At 28.7% G+C, this 14268-nt stretch carries 19 protein-coding genes and 1 tRNA gene; 2 read left to right on the forward strand and 18 right to left on the reverse strand.

All coding sequences use genetic code 11. From position 1 onward, the window contains the following. Positions 1 to 3: 3 nt before the first annotated feature. From rplV to tusD, 14 genes are all read right to left on the reverse strand, one after another. Complete coding sequence (rplV, locus tag RJT54_RS01795; RefSeq protein WP_343128137.1) at positions 4 to 351, reverse strand: 50S ribosomal protein L22; 348 nt, start codon at positions 349 to 351, stop codon at positions 4 to 6. A gap of 15 nt (positions 352 to 366) precedes the next feature. Further along, positions 367 to 645, reverse strand: a complete 279-nt coding sequence (gene rpsS, locus RJT54_RS01800; RefSeq protein ID WP_343128138.1) for a 30S ribosomal protein S19 — start codon at positions 643 to 645, stop codon at positions 367 to 369. A gap of 14 nt (positions 646 to 659) precedes the next feature. Then, positions 660 to 1487 carry a 50S ribosomal protein L2 gene (rplB, locus tag RJT54_RS01805; protein ID WP_343128139.1) on the reverse strand — a complete coding sequence of 276 codons (828 nt, stop codon included), beginning with the start codon at positions 1485 to 1487 and terminating at the stop codon, positions 660 to 662. A gap of 15 nt (positions 1488 to 1502) precedes the next feature. Further along, on the reverse strand, positions 1503 to 1805 hold the full coding sequence (gene rplW, locus RJT54_RS01810; RefSeq protein WP_343128140.1) for a 50S ribosomal protein L23: 303 nt from the start codon (positions 1803 to 1805) through the stop codon (positions 1503 to 1505). Then, the gene (gene rplD / locus RJT54_RS01815) at positions 1802 to 2407 is read right to left on the reverse strand and encodes a 50S ribosomal protein L4 (protein ID WP_343128141.1); all 606 of its coding nucleotides are present in this window, start codon (positions 2405 to 2407) and stop codon (positions 1802 to 1804) included. The genes rplW and rplD overlap by 4 nt, the downstream gene beginning before the upstream one ends. A 9-nt stretch (positions 2408 to 2416) precedes the next feature. Further along, a complete protein-coding gene (rplC, locus tag RJT54_RS01820; protein ID WP_343128142.1) occupies positions 2417 to 3046 on the reverse strand; it encodes a 50S ribosomal protein L3 in 630 nt (209 codons plus the stop codon). A gap of 31 nt (positions 3047 to 3077) precedes the next feature. Then, on the reverse strand, positions 3078 to 3389 hold the full coding sequence (gene rpsJ, locus RJT54_RS01825) for a 30S ribosomal protein S10 (protein ID WP_343128143.1): 312 nt from the start codon (positions 3387 to 3389) through the stop codon (positions 3078 to 3080). A gap of 270 nt (positions 3390 to 3659) precedes the next feature. After that, positions 3660 to 4844 (reverse strand): elongation factor Tu, encoded by a 1185-nt coding sequence (tuf, locus tag RJT54_RS01830; protein ID WP_343128144.1) that lies wholly within the window; start codon positions 4842 to 4844, stop codon positions 3660 to 3662. A 58-nt stretch (positions 4845 to 4902) separates the two neighbouring features. After that, positions 4903 to 7011: an elongation factor G gene (fusA, locus tag RJT54_RS01835; protein WP_343128145.1), complete on the reverse strand. Its 2109-nt coding sequence runs from the start codon at positions 7009 to 7011 to the stop codon at positions 4903 to 4905. A 115-nt stretch (positions 7012 to 7126) separates the two neighbouring features. After that, complete coding sequence (rpsG, locus tag RJT54_RS01840; protein WP_343128146.1) at positions 7127 to 7597, reverse strand: 30S ribosomal protein S7; 471 nt, start codon at positions 7595 to 7597, stop codon at positions 7127 to 7129. Between the two features lie 48 nt (positions 7598 to 7645). Then, positions 7646 to 8020, reverse strand: coding sequence for a 30S ribosomal protein S12 (gene rpsL, locus RJT54_RS01845; protein WP_343128147.1), 375 nt, complete (start codon positions 8018 to 8020; stop codon positions 7646 to 7648). 93 nt (positions 8021 to 8113) lie between these two features. After that, positions 8114 to 8353, reverse strand: a complete 240-nt coding sequence (gene tusB, locus RJT54_RS01850; RefSeq protein ID WP_428994168.1) for a sulfurtransferase complex subunit TusB — start codon at positions 8351 to 8353, stop codon at positions 8114 to 8116. Between the two features lie 65 nt (positions 8354 to 8418). After that, positions 8419 to 8778, reverse strand: coding sequence for a sulfurtransferase complex subunit TusC (gene tusC / locus RJT54_RS01855; protein WP_343128149.1), 360 nt, complete (start codon positions 8776 to 8778; stop codon positions 8419 to 8421). Positions 8779 to 8784: 6 nt separating this feature from the next. Beyond that, entirely contained in the window at positions 8785 to 9177 is a 393-nt protein-coding gene (gene tusD / locus RJT54_RS01860; protein WP_343128150.1) for a sulfurtransferase complex subunit TusD, read from the reverse strand. Positions 9178 to 9369: 192 nt separating this feature from the next. On the opposite strand from tusD, the gene tsgA reads away from it, so the two are divergent. Further along, on the forward strand, positions 9370 to 10539 hold the full coding sequence (gene tsgA / locus RJT54_RS01865; RefSeq protein ID WP_343128151.1) for an MFS transporter TsgA: 1170 nt from the start codon (positions 9370 to 9372) through the stop codon (positions 10537 to 10539). 13 nt (positions 10540 to 10552) lie between these two features. Here tsgA and trpS read toward each other — a convergent pair whose 3' ends face one another. The 4 genes from trpS to aroK are packed head-to-tail and all read right to left on the reverse strand — an operon-like array spanning position 10553 to position 13938. Continuing rightward, entirely contained in the window at positions 10553 to 11548 is a 996-nt protein-coding gene (gene trpS, locus RJT54_RS01870) for a tryptophan--tRNA ligase (RefSeq protein ID WP_343128152.1), read from the reverse strand. Positions 11549 to 11583: 35 nt separating this feature from the next. After that, positions 11584 to 12261 (reverse strand): ribulose-phosphate 3-epimerase, encoded by a 678-nt coding sequence (gene rpe, locus RJT54_RS01875; RefSeq protein WP_343128153.1) that lies wholly within the window; start codon positions 12259 to 12261, stop codon positions 11584 to 11586. Between the two features lie 34 nt (positions 12262 to 12295). Continuing rightward, the gene (aroB, locus tag RJT54_RS01880) at positions 12296 to 13381 is read right to left on the reverse strand and encodes a 3-dehydroquinate synthase (RefSeq protein WP_428994182.1); all 1086 of its coding nucleotides are present in this window, start codon (positions 13379 to 13381) and stop codon (positions 12296 to 12298) included. Positions 13382 to 13416: 35 nt separating this feature from the next. Continuing rightward, positions 13417 to 13938 (reverse strand): shikimate kinase AroK, encoded by a 522-nt coding sequence (gene aroK / locus RJT54_RS01885; protein ID WP_343128155.1) that lies wholly within the window; start codon positions 13936 to 13938, stop codon positions 13417 to 13419. Positions 13939 to 14163: 225 nt separating this feature from the next. Here aroK and RJT54_RS01890 point away from each other — a divergent pair. Continuing rightward, positions 14164 to 14251, forward strand: a tRNA-Ser gene (locus RJT54_RS01890). The last annotated feature ends 17 nt before the right edge of the window (positions 14252 to 14268 follow it).

A 14268-nucleotide genomic window follows, 5' to 3' on the forward strand; every position in this document is an offset into this window, starting at 1 on the left:
TTACTATTCTCCTTCAATGTATGAATCAGATAAAATCATAGTAATATGGCTAGTACGCTTTAAAATTCTATCTGATCGACCTTTAGCTCTTGGCATCATTCTTTTCATAGTAGGACCAGCATCAACAAAAATACTTTTTATAAATAAATTATCTGAATCAACTCCATAATTATGCTCTGCATTAGCAATAGCAGATTGTAATAATTTTATCACAAAAAGTGCTGCTTTTTTTGTATGAAAATTTAATATATTAAGTACTTGATTTACTTTTTTGCCACGCACAAGATCTACTACTAATCTAACTTTTTGAGCTGATGATTTTACTTTACGATATTTGGCTATAATTTCCATAAATTACTCTTATACCTATTTTTTTTTAATTTTTTTATCAGAGACATGTCCTCGATAAGTTCTAGTCAAAGCAAATTCTCCTAACTTATGTCCAACCATTTCTTCAGTAATAAAGATTGGTATATGTTGTCTACCATTATGTATTGCAATTGTCATTCCAACCATATTAGGGAAAATTGTTGAACGTCTAGACCAAGTTTTTAATGGTTTTTTATTTCCACTTAATATATACTTTTTTACTTTTTTAAATAAACTAACATCAATAAAAGGGCCCTTTTTAATAGAACGAGGCATATCATATCCTTATATTACTTATTATAATTACGATGTCGTAAAATGAATTTTTCAGTTCGTTTATTTTTACGTGTTTTTTTCCCTTTTGTTTGTTGACCCCATGGTGTAACAGGATGTTTTCCAAAATTTTTACCTTCTCCACCCCCATGCGGATGATCAATTGGATTCATTGCTGTACCCCGTACAGTTGGTCGAATACCACGCCACCGCGAAGATCCTGCTTTTCCTAACATTTGTAACATATGTTCAGAATTACCGACTTCACCGATTGTTGCTCGACATCTACCATCCACTTTCCGTATTTCTCCTGATCGTAATCTAACACTAACATAATTATTTTCATGAGCAATAATTTGAGCAGAACTACCAGCAGTTCGTGCAATTTGTCCACCCTTACCGACTTTAATTTCGATATTATGAATCAATGTTCCGTTCGGTATATTACACATAGGTAAACTATTACCGATTTGAATAGGCACTTTATTCCCGGAAATAATGTTAGATCCTATATATAAACCTTTTGGAGCCAAAATATACTTCCTAGTACCATCTGCATATAAAATCAAACATATATTAGAAGACCGATTAGGATCATATTCTAAACGTTCTATTTTCGCATAAATATTATCTTTATTCCGCTTAAAATCGATGATACGATACATTCTTTTATGCCGACCACCAATATGTCGCGTAGTAATATGACCAAGATTATTTCTACCCCCGCTTTTACTATTATGTTGCAACAATAATCGTAATGGACGACCATGATATAAGTCTTTATTCAACATTTTCATCACATGCCGTCTACCTGGTGAAGTCGGATTACATTTTACAATTACCATAATAAACTTTTACCTTTAAATAACATTATTAATAAAATCTAAATTTTGACCTGTTTTCAGTTGAATATATGCTTTTTTCCAATGATTACGCCGAACATTGTATTTACCACGTTTTTTTAACTTCCCTTTCATTAACACTGTATTCACATGCTCGATCTCAACAGAAAATATTTTTTTTACAGCTTGTTTGATATCATTTTTAGTCGCTTTTAATGCTACTTTTAATATTATCGTATTATTTTTTTTTAAAACACGCGTTGATTTTTCAGAAATATGTGGTGTATACAATACTTTAAAAACTTTATAATCAGATATCATATGAGCATTGCCTCAATGTGTTTAATTGCTGCAACAGTTACAATAACATTTTTAAATTTAATTAAACTAATTGGATTAATGAATTTCACATTTTCTACACAAACTTTATATAAATTACGTGATGCCAAAAATAAATTTTGATTTATATCATTAATGATAATATATGCTTCATGTAATGATATACTATTTAATTTTTCAAGTAATAATTTTGTTTTTGGTTGCAGTATATCAAATTCTTTAAAAACAAATAAACGGTTTTGTTGAATTAACGTCGAAAAAATACTTCTTAATGCTCCACGATACATTTTTTTATTAATTTTTTGTGTATATAATGTTGGTTTTGATGCAAAAGTAATTCCACCAGATCTCCAAAGTGGGCTTCTAATTGATCCTGCACGAGCACGACCAGTACCTTTTTGACGCCAGGGTTTTTTACCAGAACCAGAAACTTCTGCTTTAGTTTTTTGAGCATGACTACCTTGTCTGGAACCAACAAGATAAGCAGTAACAACCTGATGTATCAATGCTGAATTAAATTTTTTTTTAAAAATAGCATCCGAGACAGAAATACTTAATTTTTCTTCCTGAACCATTAACTGCATATTCACTCCTTACGCTTTAATTGCCGGCTTAACAATAACATTACCACCTATCGATCCAGGTACAGAACCCTTTACAAACATTAAATTATTCTGAAAATCAATTTTTATAACTTTTAAATTTTGAATAGTTACACGTGTATTTCCTAACTGACCAGACATTTTCTTACCTTTAAAAACTCTGCCTGGCGTTTGATTCTGACCGATAGAACCCGGTGCTCTATGTGATAATGAGTTACCATGGGTAGCATCTTGCATACTGAAATTCCAACGTTTGACTGTACCTGAAAATCCTTTACCTTTAGTTATACCAGAAACATCAACTTGATGAATTGTATTAAAAAATGATATATCAATAATTTGACCTAACTGAAATACTTCATTTTCATGAATTCTAAATTCCCATAATCCACAACCTACTAATACCCCAGATTTAGCAAAATGACCAATTTCTGATTTGACTAATTTTTTTTTTTTTTTTATTCCTGTTGTTACTTGAATCGCATGATAATAATCATTAACTGTGTTTTTAATTTGTGTAACATAATGCTTTTTAATTTCCAGTACTGTTATGGGGGTTGAAGCACCATCTTTATGAAAAACGCGAGTCATACCAATTTTTTTACCAATAAGTCCAATCATAAAATTTTACCAATAATTATTATATTTGTATTTAATCTAAACTAATTTGTACATCAACTCCAGCAGCTAAATCAAGCCGCATTAATGCATCAACGGTCTTTTCAGTTGGTTGTACAATATCAATTAATCGTTTATGAGTACGAATTTCATATTGATCACGAGCATCTTTATCAACATGAGGTGATATTAATACAGTAAATCGCTCTTTTTTTGTCGGTAAAGGAATAGGTCCTTGTACTTTTGCGCCTGTTCTTTTAGCAGTAGCAACAATTTCAAAAGTTGATTGATCAATTAAACGATGATCAAACGCTTTTAATCGAATACGAATTCTTTGATTTTGCATAAAATACAAACTCCAGTAATATAAAAATAAAAATATATCGTATAAACAACGATGTTATATAACAATCATATAATATTAAATTATTGTGCATATAACCTATACACATTCATTGCAGAATACTAATAATATATTCAAAAAAATAAATTGCTATTATACTAATTTTTATATGATTATCTCTTAAAAATCAAGAAAAGAGAATATATAATCCCCTTTCTTGATAATAATTGAAATAACGACTTATACTATATTATCATACGTTTAATATATCAATTAATTCATTACCTTAATTACTACTCCAGCACCAACAGTTTTTCCGCCTTCACGAATCGCAAATCTTAAACCATCAGCCATAGCAATTGGATGTATTAATGTAACAATCATTTTAATATTATCGCCTGGCATAACCATTTCTACTCCATCTGGTAATTCAATAAAACCGGTAACATCTGTCGTTCGAAAATAAAATTGAGGCCGGTAACCTTTAAAAAACGGTGTATGACGACCACCTTCTTCTTTTGATAAAATATACACTTCAGATTCAAATTTTGTATGTGGAGTAATACTACCAGGTTTAGCTAAAACTTGCCCACGTTCTATCTCATCGCGTTTTGTACCCCGTAATAATATACCAACATTTTCTCCAGCACGTCCTTCATCTAATAACTTTCTAAACATTTCTACACCAGTACAAATTGTTTTTGTAGTCGGTTTAATACCAACAATTTCAATTTCTTCACCGACTTTAATAATACCTTTTTCTACTCTACCAGTTACAACAGTGCCCCGTCCAGAGATAGAAAATACATCTTCAATTGGCAATAAAAAGGATTTATCAATATCTCTTTTTGGATTTGGAATATAAGTATCTAATGCATTAGAGAGATCCAGTATTTTTGATTCCCAGTTACTATCTCCTTCCAATGCTTTTAAAGCAGATCCTCGAATAATCGGGGTTTCATCACCTGGAAAATCATATTGCGTTAATAAATCTCGTACTTCCATTTCTACTAATTCTAATAATTCTTCATCATCAACCATATCACATTTATTTAAAAATACTACTATATGAGGCACACCGACTTGCCGTGCTAATAAAATATGTTCTCGAGTTTGTGGCATGGGACCGTCAGTAGCTGCAACAACTAAAATAGCGCCATCCATTTGTGCAGCTCCAGTAATCATATTTTTAATATAATCAGCGTGTCCCGGGCAATCAACATGTGCATAATGTCTAATTTTAGTATCATATTCAACATGCGATGTATTAATTGTAATGCCTCTTGCTTTTTCTTCCGGCGCATTATCAATTTGATCAAAAGCACGAGCCGAACCACCATAATGTTTAGACAAAACAGTTGTAATCGCAGAAGTTAATGTAGTTTTACCGTGATCCACATGACCTATTGTGCCAACATTAACGTGTGTTTTTAATCTTTGAAATTTTTCTTTAGACACGATTTTTCCCTTTATTAATAATTTTTGTTAAGTATTAAAATACGTTACATATTGCACATTATTTAGCTCGTGTTTCCACAATATTTAATGCAATATTTTTTGGTGTTTCTAAATAATTGAGAAATTCCATAGAATAAGAAGCTCTTCCTTGAGTTTGAGAACGTAAATCTGTTGCATATCCAAACATTTCTGATAACGGTACTTTTGCTGCAATTAACTTTCCGAATGATAAATCTGTCAATCCTTCAATAATACCTCGTCTACGATTTAAATCTCCTATAACATCACCCATATAATCTTCCGGTGTTTCAACTTCAACTTTCATAATCGGTTCTAATAAAATTGGTTTTGCTCGATTAAACGCATCCTTAAATGCCATAGAAGCAGCAAACTTAAAAGCAAGTTCAGATGAATCAACATCGTGATATGAACCAAAATGTAATCTTACCCCAATATCAACAACTGGATAACCGGCAAGCGGACCCGATTTTAGTTGTTCTTGAATACCTTTATCAATTGATGAAATATACTCATTCGGAATGACACCGCCTTTAATATCATTCACAAATTGATAACCCCCTTCATTCGCATTTAATGGAAATAAATCAATTACAACATGCCCATATTGACCACGACCACCCGTTTGCTTAATATACTTACCTTCAACATTTTTTACAATATTTTGAATAGTTTCACGATAAGCTACTTGAGGTTTTCCAATATTAGCACCAACGTTAAATTCTCGTTTCATGCGATCAATGATAATTTCTAAATGTAATTCACCCATACCAGAAATAATTGTTTGATTTGATTCATAATCTGTATGTACTCGAAATGACGGATCTTCTTTTGCTAGACGATTTAAAGCTAAACCCATACGTTCTTGATCTGTTTTTGTTTTCGGCTCTATTGCAATAGAAATCACCGGTTCAGGAAATTCCATTTTTTCTAAAATAATCGGCTGATTTAAATCACATAGTGTATCTCCAGTTGTAACATTTTTTAGCCCAATAGCTGCAGCAATATCGCCAGCATAAACTTCTTTGATTTCTTCTCTTTTATTAGCATGCATTTGAACAATTCTTCCAAATCGTTCTTTTTGCATTTTTCCTGAATTTAATATTGTATCACCGGATGATACAACACCTGAATATACTCTAAAAAATGTCAAATTACCAACAAATGGATCATTAGCAATTTTAAATGCTAAGGCAGAAAAAAATTCTTTATCATCAGTCATACGTTGTGATATTTTTGATGTTTTAACATCTACGATACCTTTTACTGAATCAATATCAAGCGGGGAAGGTAAATATTCAATAATAGCATCTAAAAGAGATTGTATTCCTTTATTTTTAAAAGCAGAACCACATGTTACTAGTACAATTTCATTTTTTAAAACTCGATTACGTAATTCAGATTTTATTTCATTTTCTAATATAACATTATTATTTAAGTACTTTTCCATAATATGTTCATTAGATTCCACTGCAGCTTCAATTAAAATTTGATTCCATTTTTTTGCTTCTGAAATCATATTATCTGGAATGCTTGTATAAGAAAATGTAATACCCTGATCTTCTTCATTCCAATAAATTGCTTGCATTTTTAAAATATCAATTACCCCAACAAAATTTTCTTCTGTTCCAATTGGTAATTGTAAAGGAATCGGAGTAATTTTCAAACGTTGTTTCATTTGTCGTAGTACTTGAAAAAAATTTGCTCCAATACGATCCATTTTATTAATAAATGCAATACGAGGCACATGATACTTATCTGCTTGTCTCCAAACAGTTTCTGATTGGGGTTGAACACCACCTACAGCACAATATACCATAACAGCTCCATCTAAAATACGCATAGAACGCTCTACTTCAATAGTAAAATCAACATGACCTGGTGTATCAATAATATTAATTCTATGAGATTCAAATTGATTGTTCATACCAGACCAAAAAGTTGTAGTTGCAGCAGAAGTAATTGTAATACCACGTTCTTGTTCTTGTTCCATCCAATCCATGGTTGCTGTACCATCATGCACTTCTCCAATTTTATGATTAATACCCGTATAAAATAAGATACGCTCTGTTGTAGTTGTTTTACCAGCATCAATGTGTGCACTAATACCAATATTGCGATAATATATAATAGGGGTTTTACGAATCATGCGCCTCCTCCACAAAAAATAAATATAATTGATTAATGTGTATTATAGAATAATTTTATAATTATATTTGAATTATTATTTTTTTAAAAATTTTATTATACAAATTAATAAACAACTACCACCTATAATGTGCAAATGCTTTATTTGCCTCAGCTATACGATGCACTTCATCTCGTTTTTTTATAGCTGCACCTTTTTTATCTAAAATATCTACAAATTCTTGAAATAATCTCATAAACATAGAATGATCTTTTCGACGACGAGCTGCATTCACGATCCATTTCATAGCTAATGTATTTCTGCGTACTGAACGAACTTCTACCGGTACTTGGTATGTTGAACCACCTACACGTCGTGATTTCACTTCAACTGTTGGACGGACATTGTTTAAAATTAATTCAAATACATCTAGTACACCTTTATTCACTGTACAAGATATTTTTTCTAATGCAGAATATACAATAAATTCTGCAATAGATTTTTTACCATTCATCATTAATATATTAATAAATTTTGCTAAAATCTCTGATGCAAACTTTGGGTCAGGCAAAATTTTTCTTTGATCAATCGTACGACGTCTCGACATAATAATTCTCCTATTTGTTTGTAATATATATTATAAAATCTTACAAAATTATTTTTTTATTCGTTTTACACCATACTTAGATCGACTTTTTTTACGATTTTTTACTCCTGCACAATCTAATGCACCTCGAACTACATGATATCTCACACCAGGTAAATCTTTTACACGACCACCACGAATTAAAATCACTGAATGTTCTTGTAAATTATGTCCTTCACCTCCAATATATGCAGTTACCTCAAATCCATTTGTTAATTTAACTCGACATACTTTTCTAAGAGCTGAATTAGGTTTTTTAGGTGTAGTCGTATAAACACGTGTACACACACCACGCTTTTGAGGACAACCTTCCAATGCAGGAACATTGTTTTTAGATAATCTTCTAACACGCGGCATCCGTACCAACTGATTTATAGTAGTCATATCATCCTTATTAACAATATTTGTGAATCATTATTATATATTTAAAGATATAATATCTATATCAATAACATACAACTATAAAATATTTACTTTTTACCAATTCATACATTGTGTATGTTTTTCTGTTAAAATCACAAATTCAGAATAATTTATTACTTTAAAATGATTGGAAACATAATGTAAAACACCTCGAGCCAATACATCCTCCTGTAATACAAACAAATTTTTTGAATGTTGTAACAATTTATCTAATAAAAAATTTTTACTTAAAGAAATTAATACACCATCTTGTAATGTAATAAGACTGTCCTGAGCAGATAACATATTTAACATGGAATAAATATCTATTTTAAAAGGTGAGTTTGATAATATATGTAACATAATTTTTTTTATATTGTTTAAAAGTTTAAAATAAAATCAAATTTTTTTATTTTTTTTCTAATTTTTATAAAACTACAAATATTTAACTTCAATACATAATCAACGTTCTTATAAAGACCACGCTGTAATAAAGAATCATAACATAAATAAAAATTATTAATGTTATTAGCAATAAATATCTTAAAAGAAATAAAATAAGATTTTGATAATATAAAATTTGGTTGTTGATATTTTAGTATTTGAAATACTCCATCTCCAATAAAAAAAATGCCTATATTTTCTGTATAGCATGACATTGATAAAGCTAAATTTAAACCTTCTTGTCCTAACGTTTTACCATATGGTGCGTGTGAAAATATAATCGCTATTTTTTTCATATGAAATTAAAATTGTAATAAACGATCTGAGTGTAATATTGAATATGCCAATTTTCCTAATCCTACCAACTGAAATCCAGCATGATGATTATCATGTACAACACTAATATTTTTGGCATCAGATTTAAATACCATACCCCGATTCCTAGCTGCAGTAGAACAAAGATACAAATTAATTGAAAATTTTTTACTAAACTTACACCAACAATCAACTAAATTAATTCCATTTACTGATTCATTCATCCTATTGATTCCATTAAAAACACCATCACTATAAAAAAAAATACTATGAATAGAGTTGTTAGTTGTTTGCATAATATTTTTAGAAAATAAAAATGCACTTTTTGAATTTTGTGAATCAAATAATGAATGTGTAACAAGTATAGTATATACTAACATGATATGCAAATAATAAAAAGTCAAATTTTAAAATTTATTACATGTATATTAACATATAATAGAACAAAAGTAAAAATATTTATAAATAATTACAATAAATTGCTGTCATTATACTATTTATATTCATCATTTCAAAATATCATATATATACATAACGTATAATATGAAAAATATTAATATAAAATACAAAATATGAACAATAAAGATAAAATAGGATTAACCATTATTAGTTTTTTAGCATATTATTTAACAGGAGCAATGATTGTTGTAACAGGAGTTGTTATAAGAAGTATTTCAGTATATTTTAAATTATCTATTGCAGATATGAGTAACACTTTCACTTTTTTAAATGCTGGTATATTAGTATCTATTATTTTAAATTCCTGGCTAACCAAGCTAGTTTCATTAAAGAAGCAAATTATTCTGGGATTTTTATTGATTATAATAGCTATTACAGGATTTATTAAAATACATAATATACTAATTTTTTGCATCAATATGTTTATCCTAGGAATGGTTGGAGGTATCACCATGTCAATAGGAACATTTTTAATTACAAATATTTACTTTGGAAAAGAAAGAACATCCAAATTATTAATTACAGACTCATTTTTTAGTATGTCAGGTATTATTTTTCCAATTATTTCAGCATTCTTATTAAGAAATCATATCCAATGGTATTGGATTTATTTTATTATTGGAATAATATATTTTATTATATTTATAATTACTTTAAATGTCACATTTCCTATATATCACGTAGAATCTTCCGAATCTAATTCAGAATCAAAAACAAACTATCACACTAGTATATTAATATTATGTTGTACAGCATTATGTTACATCTTAGGACAACTAGATTTTATTTCTTGGATTCCAGAATATGCAATACAAAATATTGGAATAAACATGCAATCAGCTAGTCATCTAGTTAGTAATTTTTGGTTATCCTATATGATAGGCATGTGGTGTTTTAGTTACATTTTAAAATTTATTGATTTACAACTTGCACTAACTATATTAAGCGGAATATCTACACTATTGATGTATTATTTTATTCATAATCATAATTTAGCTTTATTTAATATTATCATCATTACATTAGGGTTTTTTTCCAGCGCAATATATACAATTATTATTACTTTAACATCTCTCCAAACCAAAAAACCATCACAAAAATTGATTAACTTAATATTAATTTGCGGTACTATAGGTACATTATTAACATTTATTATTACTGGTCCGATTGTATATAAAATTGGAATACGCGGCGCGTTAATTATTGCTAATATACTATATAGTATAGTATTTATATTATCCGCGTGCTTAGGGGTAACCAGTAAACACAAAATACACTTTTAAAAATATAGATAATTTATAAACCAAGAACATTATACAGTTTTTGTATAGTTTTTTGTGCTTCTTTTTTTGCAAGAGACGCACCGATATCTAGAATATCACGTAAATAATCTTTTTTATTTTTAAAATAAAAAAATTTTTCTTGTAATTTTAACAATATATCTAATATAGATTGAGTAACTAATAATTTAAAATTTTTATATGTTGTATTAACAAACATATTTTCTAATACCGAAATACTCGTGCCTGTTAAACTAGAATAAATATTTAACAGGTTTGAAATACCTGGTTTATTTACAGTATCATAAAATATCTTATTATCCGAATCAGTGATCGAACGAGCAATTTTTTTTACAACACATTTATGATCATCTAATAAAAATATTATGTTATTAAGATTAGAATCTGATTTAGACATTTTTTTTATAGGATTTAATAAAGCCATAATTTTAGATCCGTTCTTATTAGGTATATAAATTTTTGGCACAGTAACAACTTGCCCATATAAAAAATTTAATCGCTTTGCAATCTTTCGTGCTAATTCTACATGCTGTATTTGATCATGGCCAACTAAAACTGTGTCACTTTGATACAGTAAAATGTCTGCAGCCATTAATATCGGATAATTAAATAATCCAATATTAATATTATTAGGATTAATTTTTGATTTTTGCTTAAATTGTGTCATACGAATCAATTCACCAAAATATGTATGACAATTTAATATCCAATTTAATTGACAATGTTCTTGTACTTCTGATTGTACAAATATTATACTTTTTTTAGGGTTGACGCCTGATGCTAAATAAAGAGCCAATGTATCCAAAATATTTTGTTGAAACAATTTTTTATCCTGATTAACAGTTATTGCATGTAAATCTGCGATACTATAAATACAATTATACATGTCCTGTATGTGCATCCAGTGCGATATTGTACCAATATAATTACCTAAAGTAAGTTTACCAGACGGTTGTATCGCGCTAAACATAATTGATTTTGATAACCCCATTTTATATCCTGTATTTTAAAAAAAACATTAAAAAATTATTTTTTATGTAAGTTATGTAATTTATTTTTTATCATATCAATAGTATATTTATAATTTTTAGATCGAAAAATACAAGATCCGATAACAAAAATATCAGCACCTGCATCAGCAATATCTTGTACATTATTTAAATTAATACCACCATCAACTTCTAATAATATACGCGCATTACATTGATTAATCTTTTTTCGTGCTTGATAAATTTTTTTTAAAACAGGTAAAATAAATTTTTGACCAGCAAATCCAGGCATAACACTCATTAATAAAATGACATCTATTTGGTCCATAAAATCAGATAAAATATTCAAAGATGTATCCGGGTTAATTGCTAAACCAGCTCTACAACCGAAGTTTTTTATTAAAGATAACGTACCTATAACATTTTGACTTGCTTCTGGATGAAAAGTAATAATATCAGCCCCTGCTTTAGCAAATAACGGAATTAAATTATCTACAGGTTGAACCATTAAATGCACATCAATAGGCGCTTGAATGCCATATTGTCTTAAAGATTTTAAAACCATAGGCCCGAAAGTTAAATTAGGAACATAATGATTATCCATGACATCAAAATGAATAATATCACCACCCGAAAATAGTACATCTTTTACGTCTTTACCTAATTTTGCAAAGTCTGCTGATAAAATTGAAGGAGCAATAAAAATTTTTTTCATTTTAATCTCATATATTTACAAATATAAAAAGTTATTATTTAAAACATGCTTTTACCGCAGAAATAATAATATTTTTCTTAACATTTTTCAAAATTGTTAATTGGCCAATTGCAATTGGTATAATTAATTGTATATTTCCGGAATAACTTTTTTTATCACGCACCATATATTTCAAATAAGATTCAGGACACATATCCTGTGGAGCATATATCGGTAAATCAGCATTTTTAATTAAATTAATCATACGTTTAGCATTATTAGTATTTATCATACCTAATGTTTTTGATACTTGAATTGCCATAACCATACCTACAGCAACTGCTTCACCATGCAACCAACTTGAATATTCAAAATATGCTTCAATTGCATGACCGAATGTATGACCTAAATTCAATAAAAGACGACTACTTTTTTCACGCTCATCTGTACTTACAATATTAATTTTTAATTCACAACATTTCTGAATACAATATAATACACTATCTAGTTCTAACGATAATATTTTTTTTATATTTTTTTCTAACCATTGAAAAAACGCATCATCAAAAGAAATAGCATATTTAATTACTTCTGAAATACCAGATATTAATTGTTTATATGGAAGTGTGGATAAAAAATTAATATCAGTAATTACAGATTCAGGTTGCCAAAACGTACCAATCATATTTTTTCCAAGTTCATGATTGACACCTGTTTTACCACCAATTGCAGCATCAACTTGTGATAATAATGTTGTAGGAATCTGCACAAATCGTATACCCCTTTGATAAATAGATGCAGCAAACCCTGTAATATCACCTATCACTCCACCACCTAAAGCCACTAACATTGAATTACGATCATGTAACTTTTTTAATAAAAATGTTAGTAATAAATGAACAGAATTTAATGTTTTATAGTTTTCACCATCAGATAGAATAAATTCATCTACAGAAATTTTTTTTTTTAAAAAATACTTTACTATTTTTTGTTTCCATAATATTGAAATAGTATGATTAGTGACTAAAACACACCTATCACCTACTTGAAAAGGATGAAAAACATTTTGTGCATTAAATATATTACATCCAATATTTACTGGATAAGTATGACTAGCAGTTTGAAGAAATATTTTTTTTATTGTCATAATATGCTCAAGTTCAAATAACATATGATTTATATTGTTTTTAAGGTATGTACTATATAATTTACAATTGATTTTGTATGTTGATTATTAGTATTAATAGTAATATCAGATATTTCTTCATATAAAGGATTTCGAACATTTGCTAACCTTCTTAAAACCATTTCCGATGATTCAGTGGTATTTAATAACGGCCTATGTTTAGATCGGTTAGTACGTAATAATTGTTTTTCAATTGCTACTTTTAAATAAATTATTACACCACGTGCAGATAAAATATTTCTAATTTTTTTAGAAAGAATCGAACCGCCTCCTGTCGCTAGTACAATTTTATTCATTTGAGTTAATTCACTAATAACCTTTTCTTCACGTACTCTAAATCCAGATTCACCTTCTATATCAAACACCCAACTAATGTCTACCCCAGTTCGCTTTTCAATTTCATGATCTGAATCATAAAATGACATACCCAGGTGTTTTGACAATTGAAAACCAATAGTGCTTTTTCCAGCACCCATCGGCCCTATCAAAAAAATATTTCTTTTTTCAATCATATCTTTAATATTAATTGTGTTATTTTATAAGATCTAGTAGGTATTAAACTCTATTAGAAGGAATAAAAATGTTTCGATAATCAAATATAATCATAATACTATAAATCTTTAAAATAATACAATGAATTTCTATGTATATAGAAATGCTGCCTTCCACAAAAAATATACATATATATAAAGAAAATCACTTGATTATATTTATATCATATATGATAATAAATATATGGTGAGGTGTCCGAGAGGATGAAGGAGCACGCCTGGAAAGCGTGTATACGTTTAAAATGTATCAAGGGTTCGAATCCCTTTCTCACCATAAAAAATTAATATTTC

It is taken from the genome of Buchnera aphidicola (Takecallis taiwana), assembly GCF_039355125.1.
GTDB classification, from domain to species: Bacteria; Pseudomonadota; Gammaproteobacteria; order Enterobacterales; family Enterobacteriaceae; genus Buchnera_L; species Buchnera_L aphidicola_AG.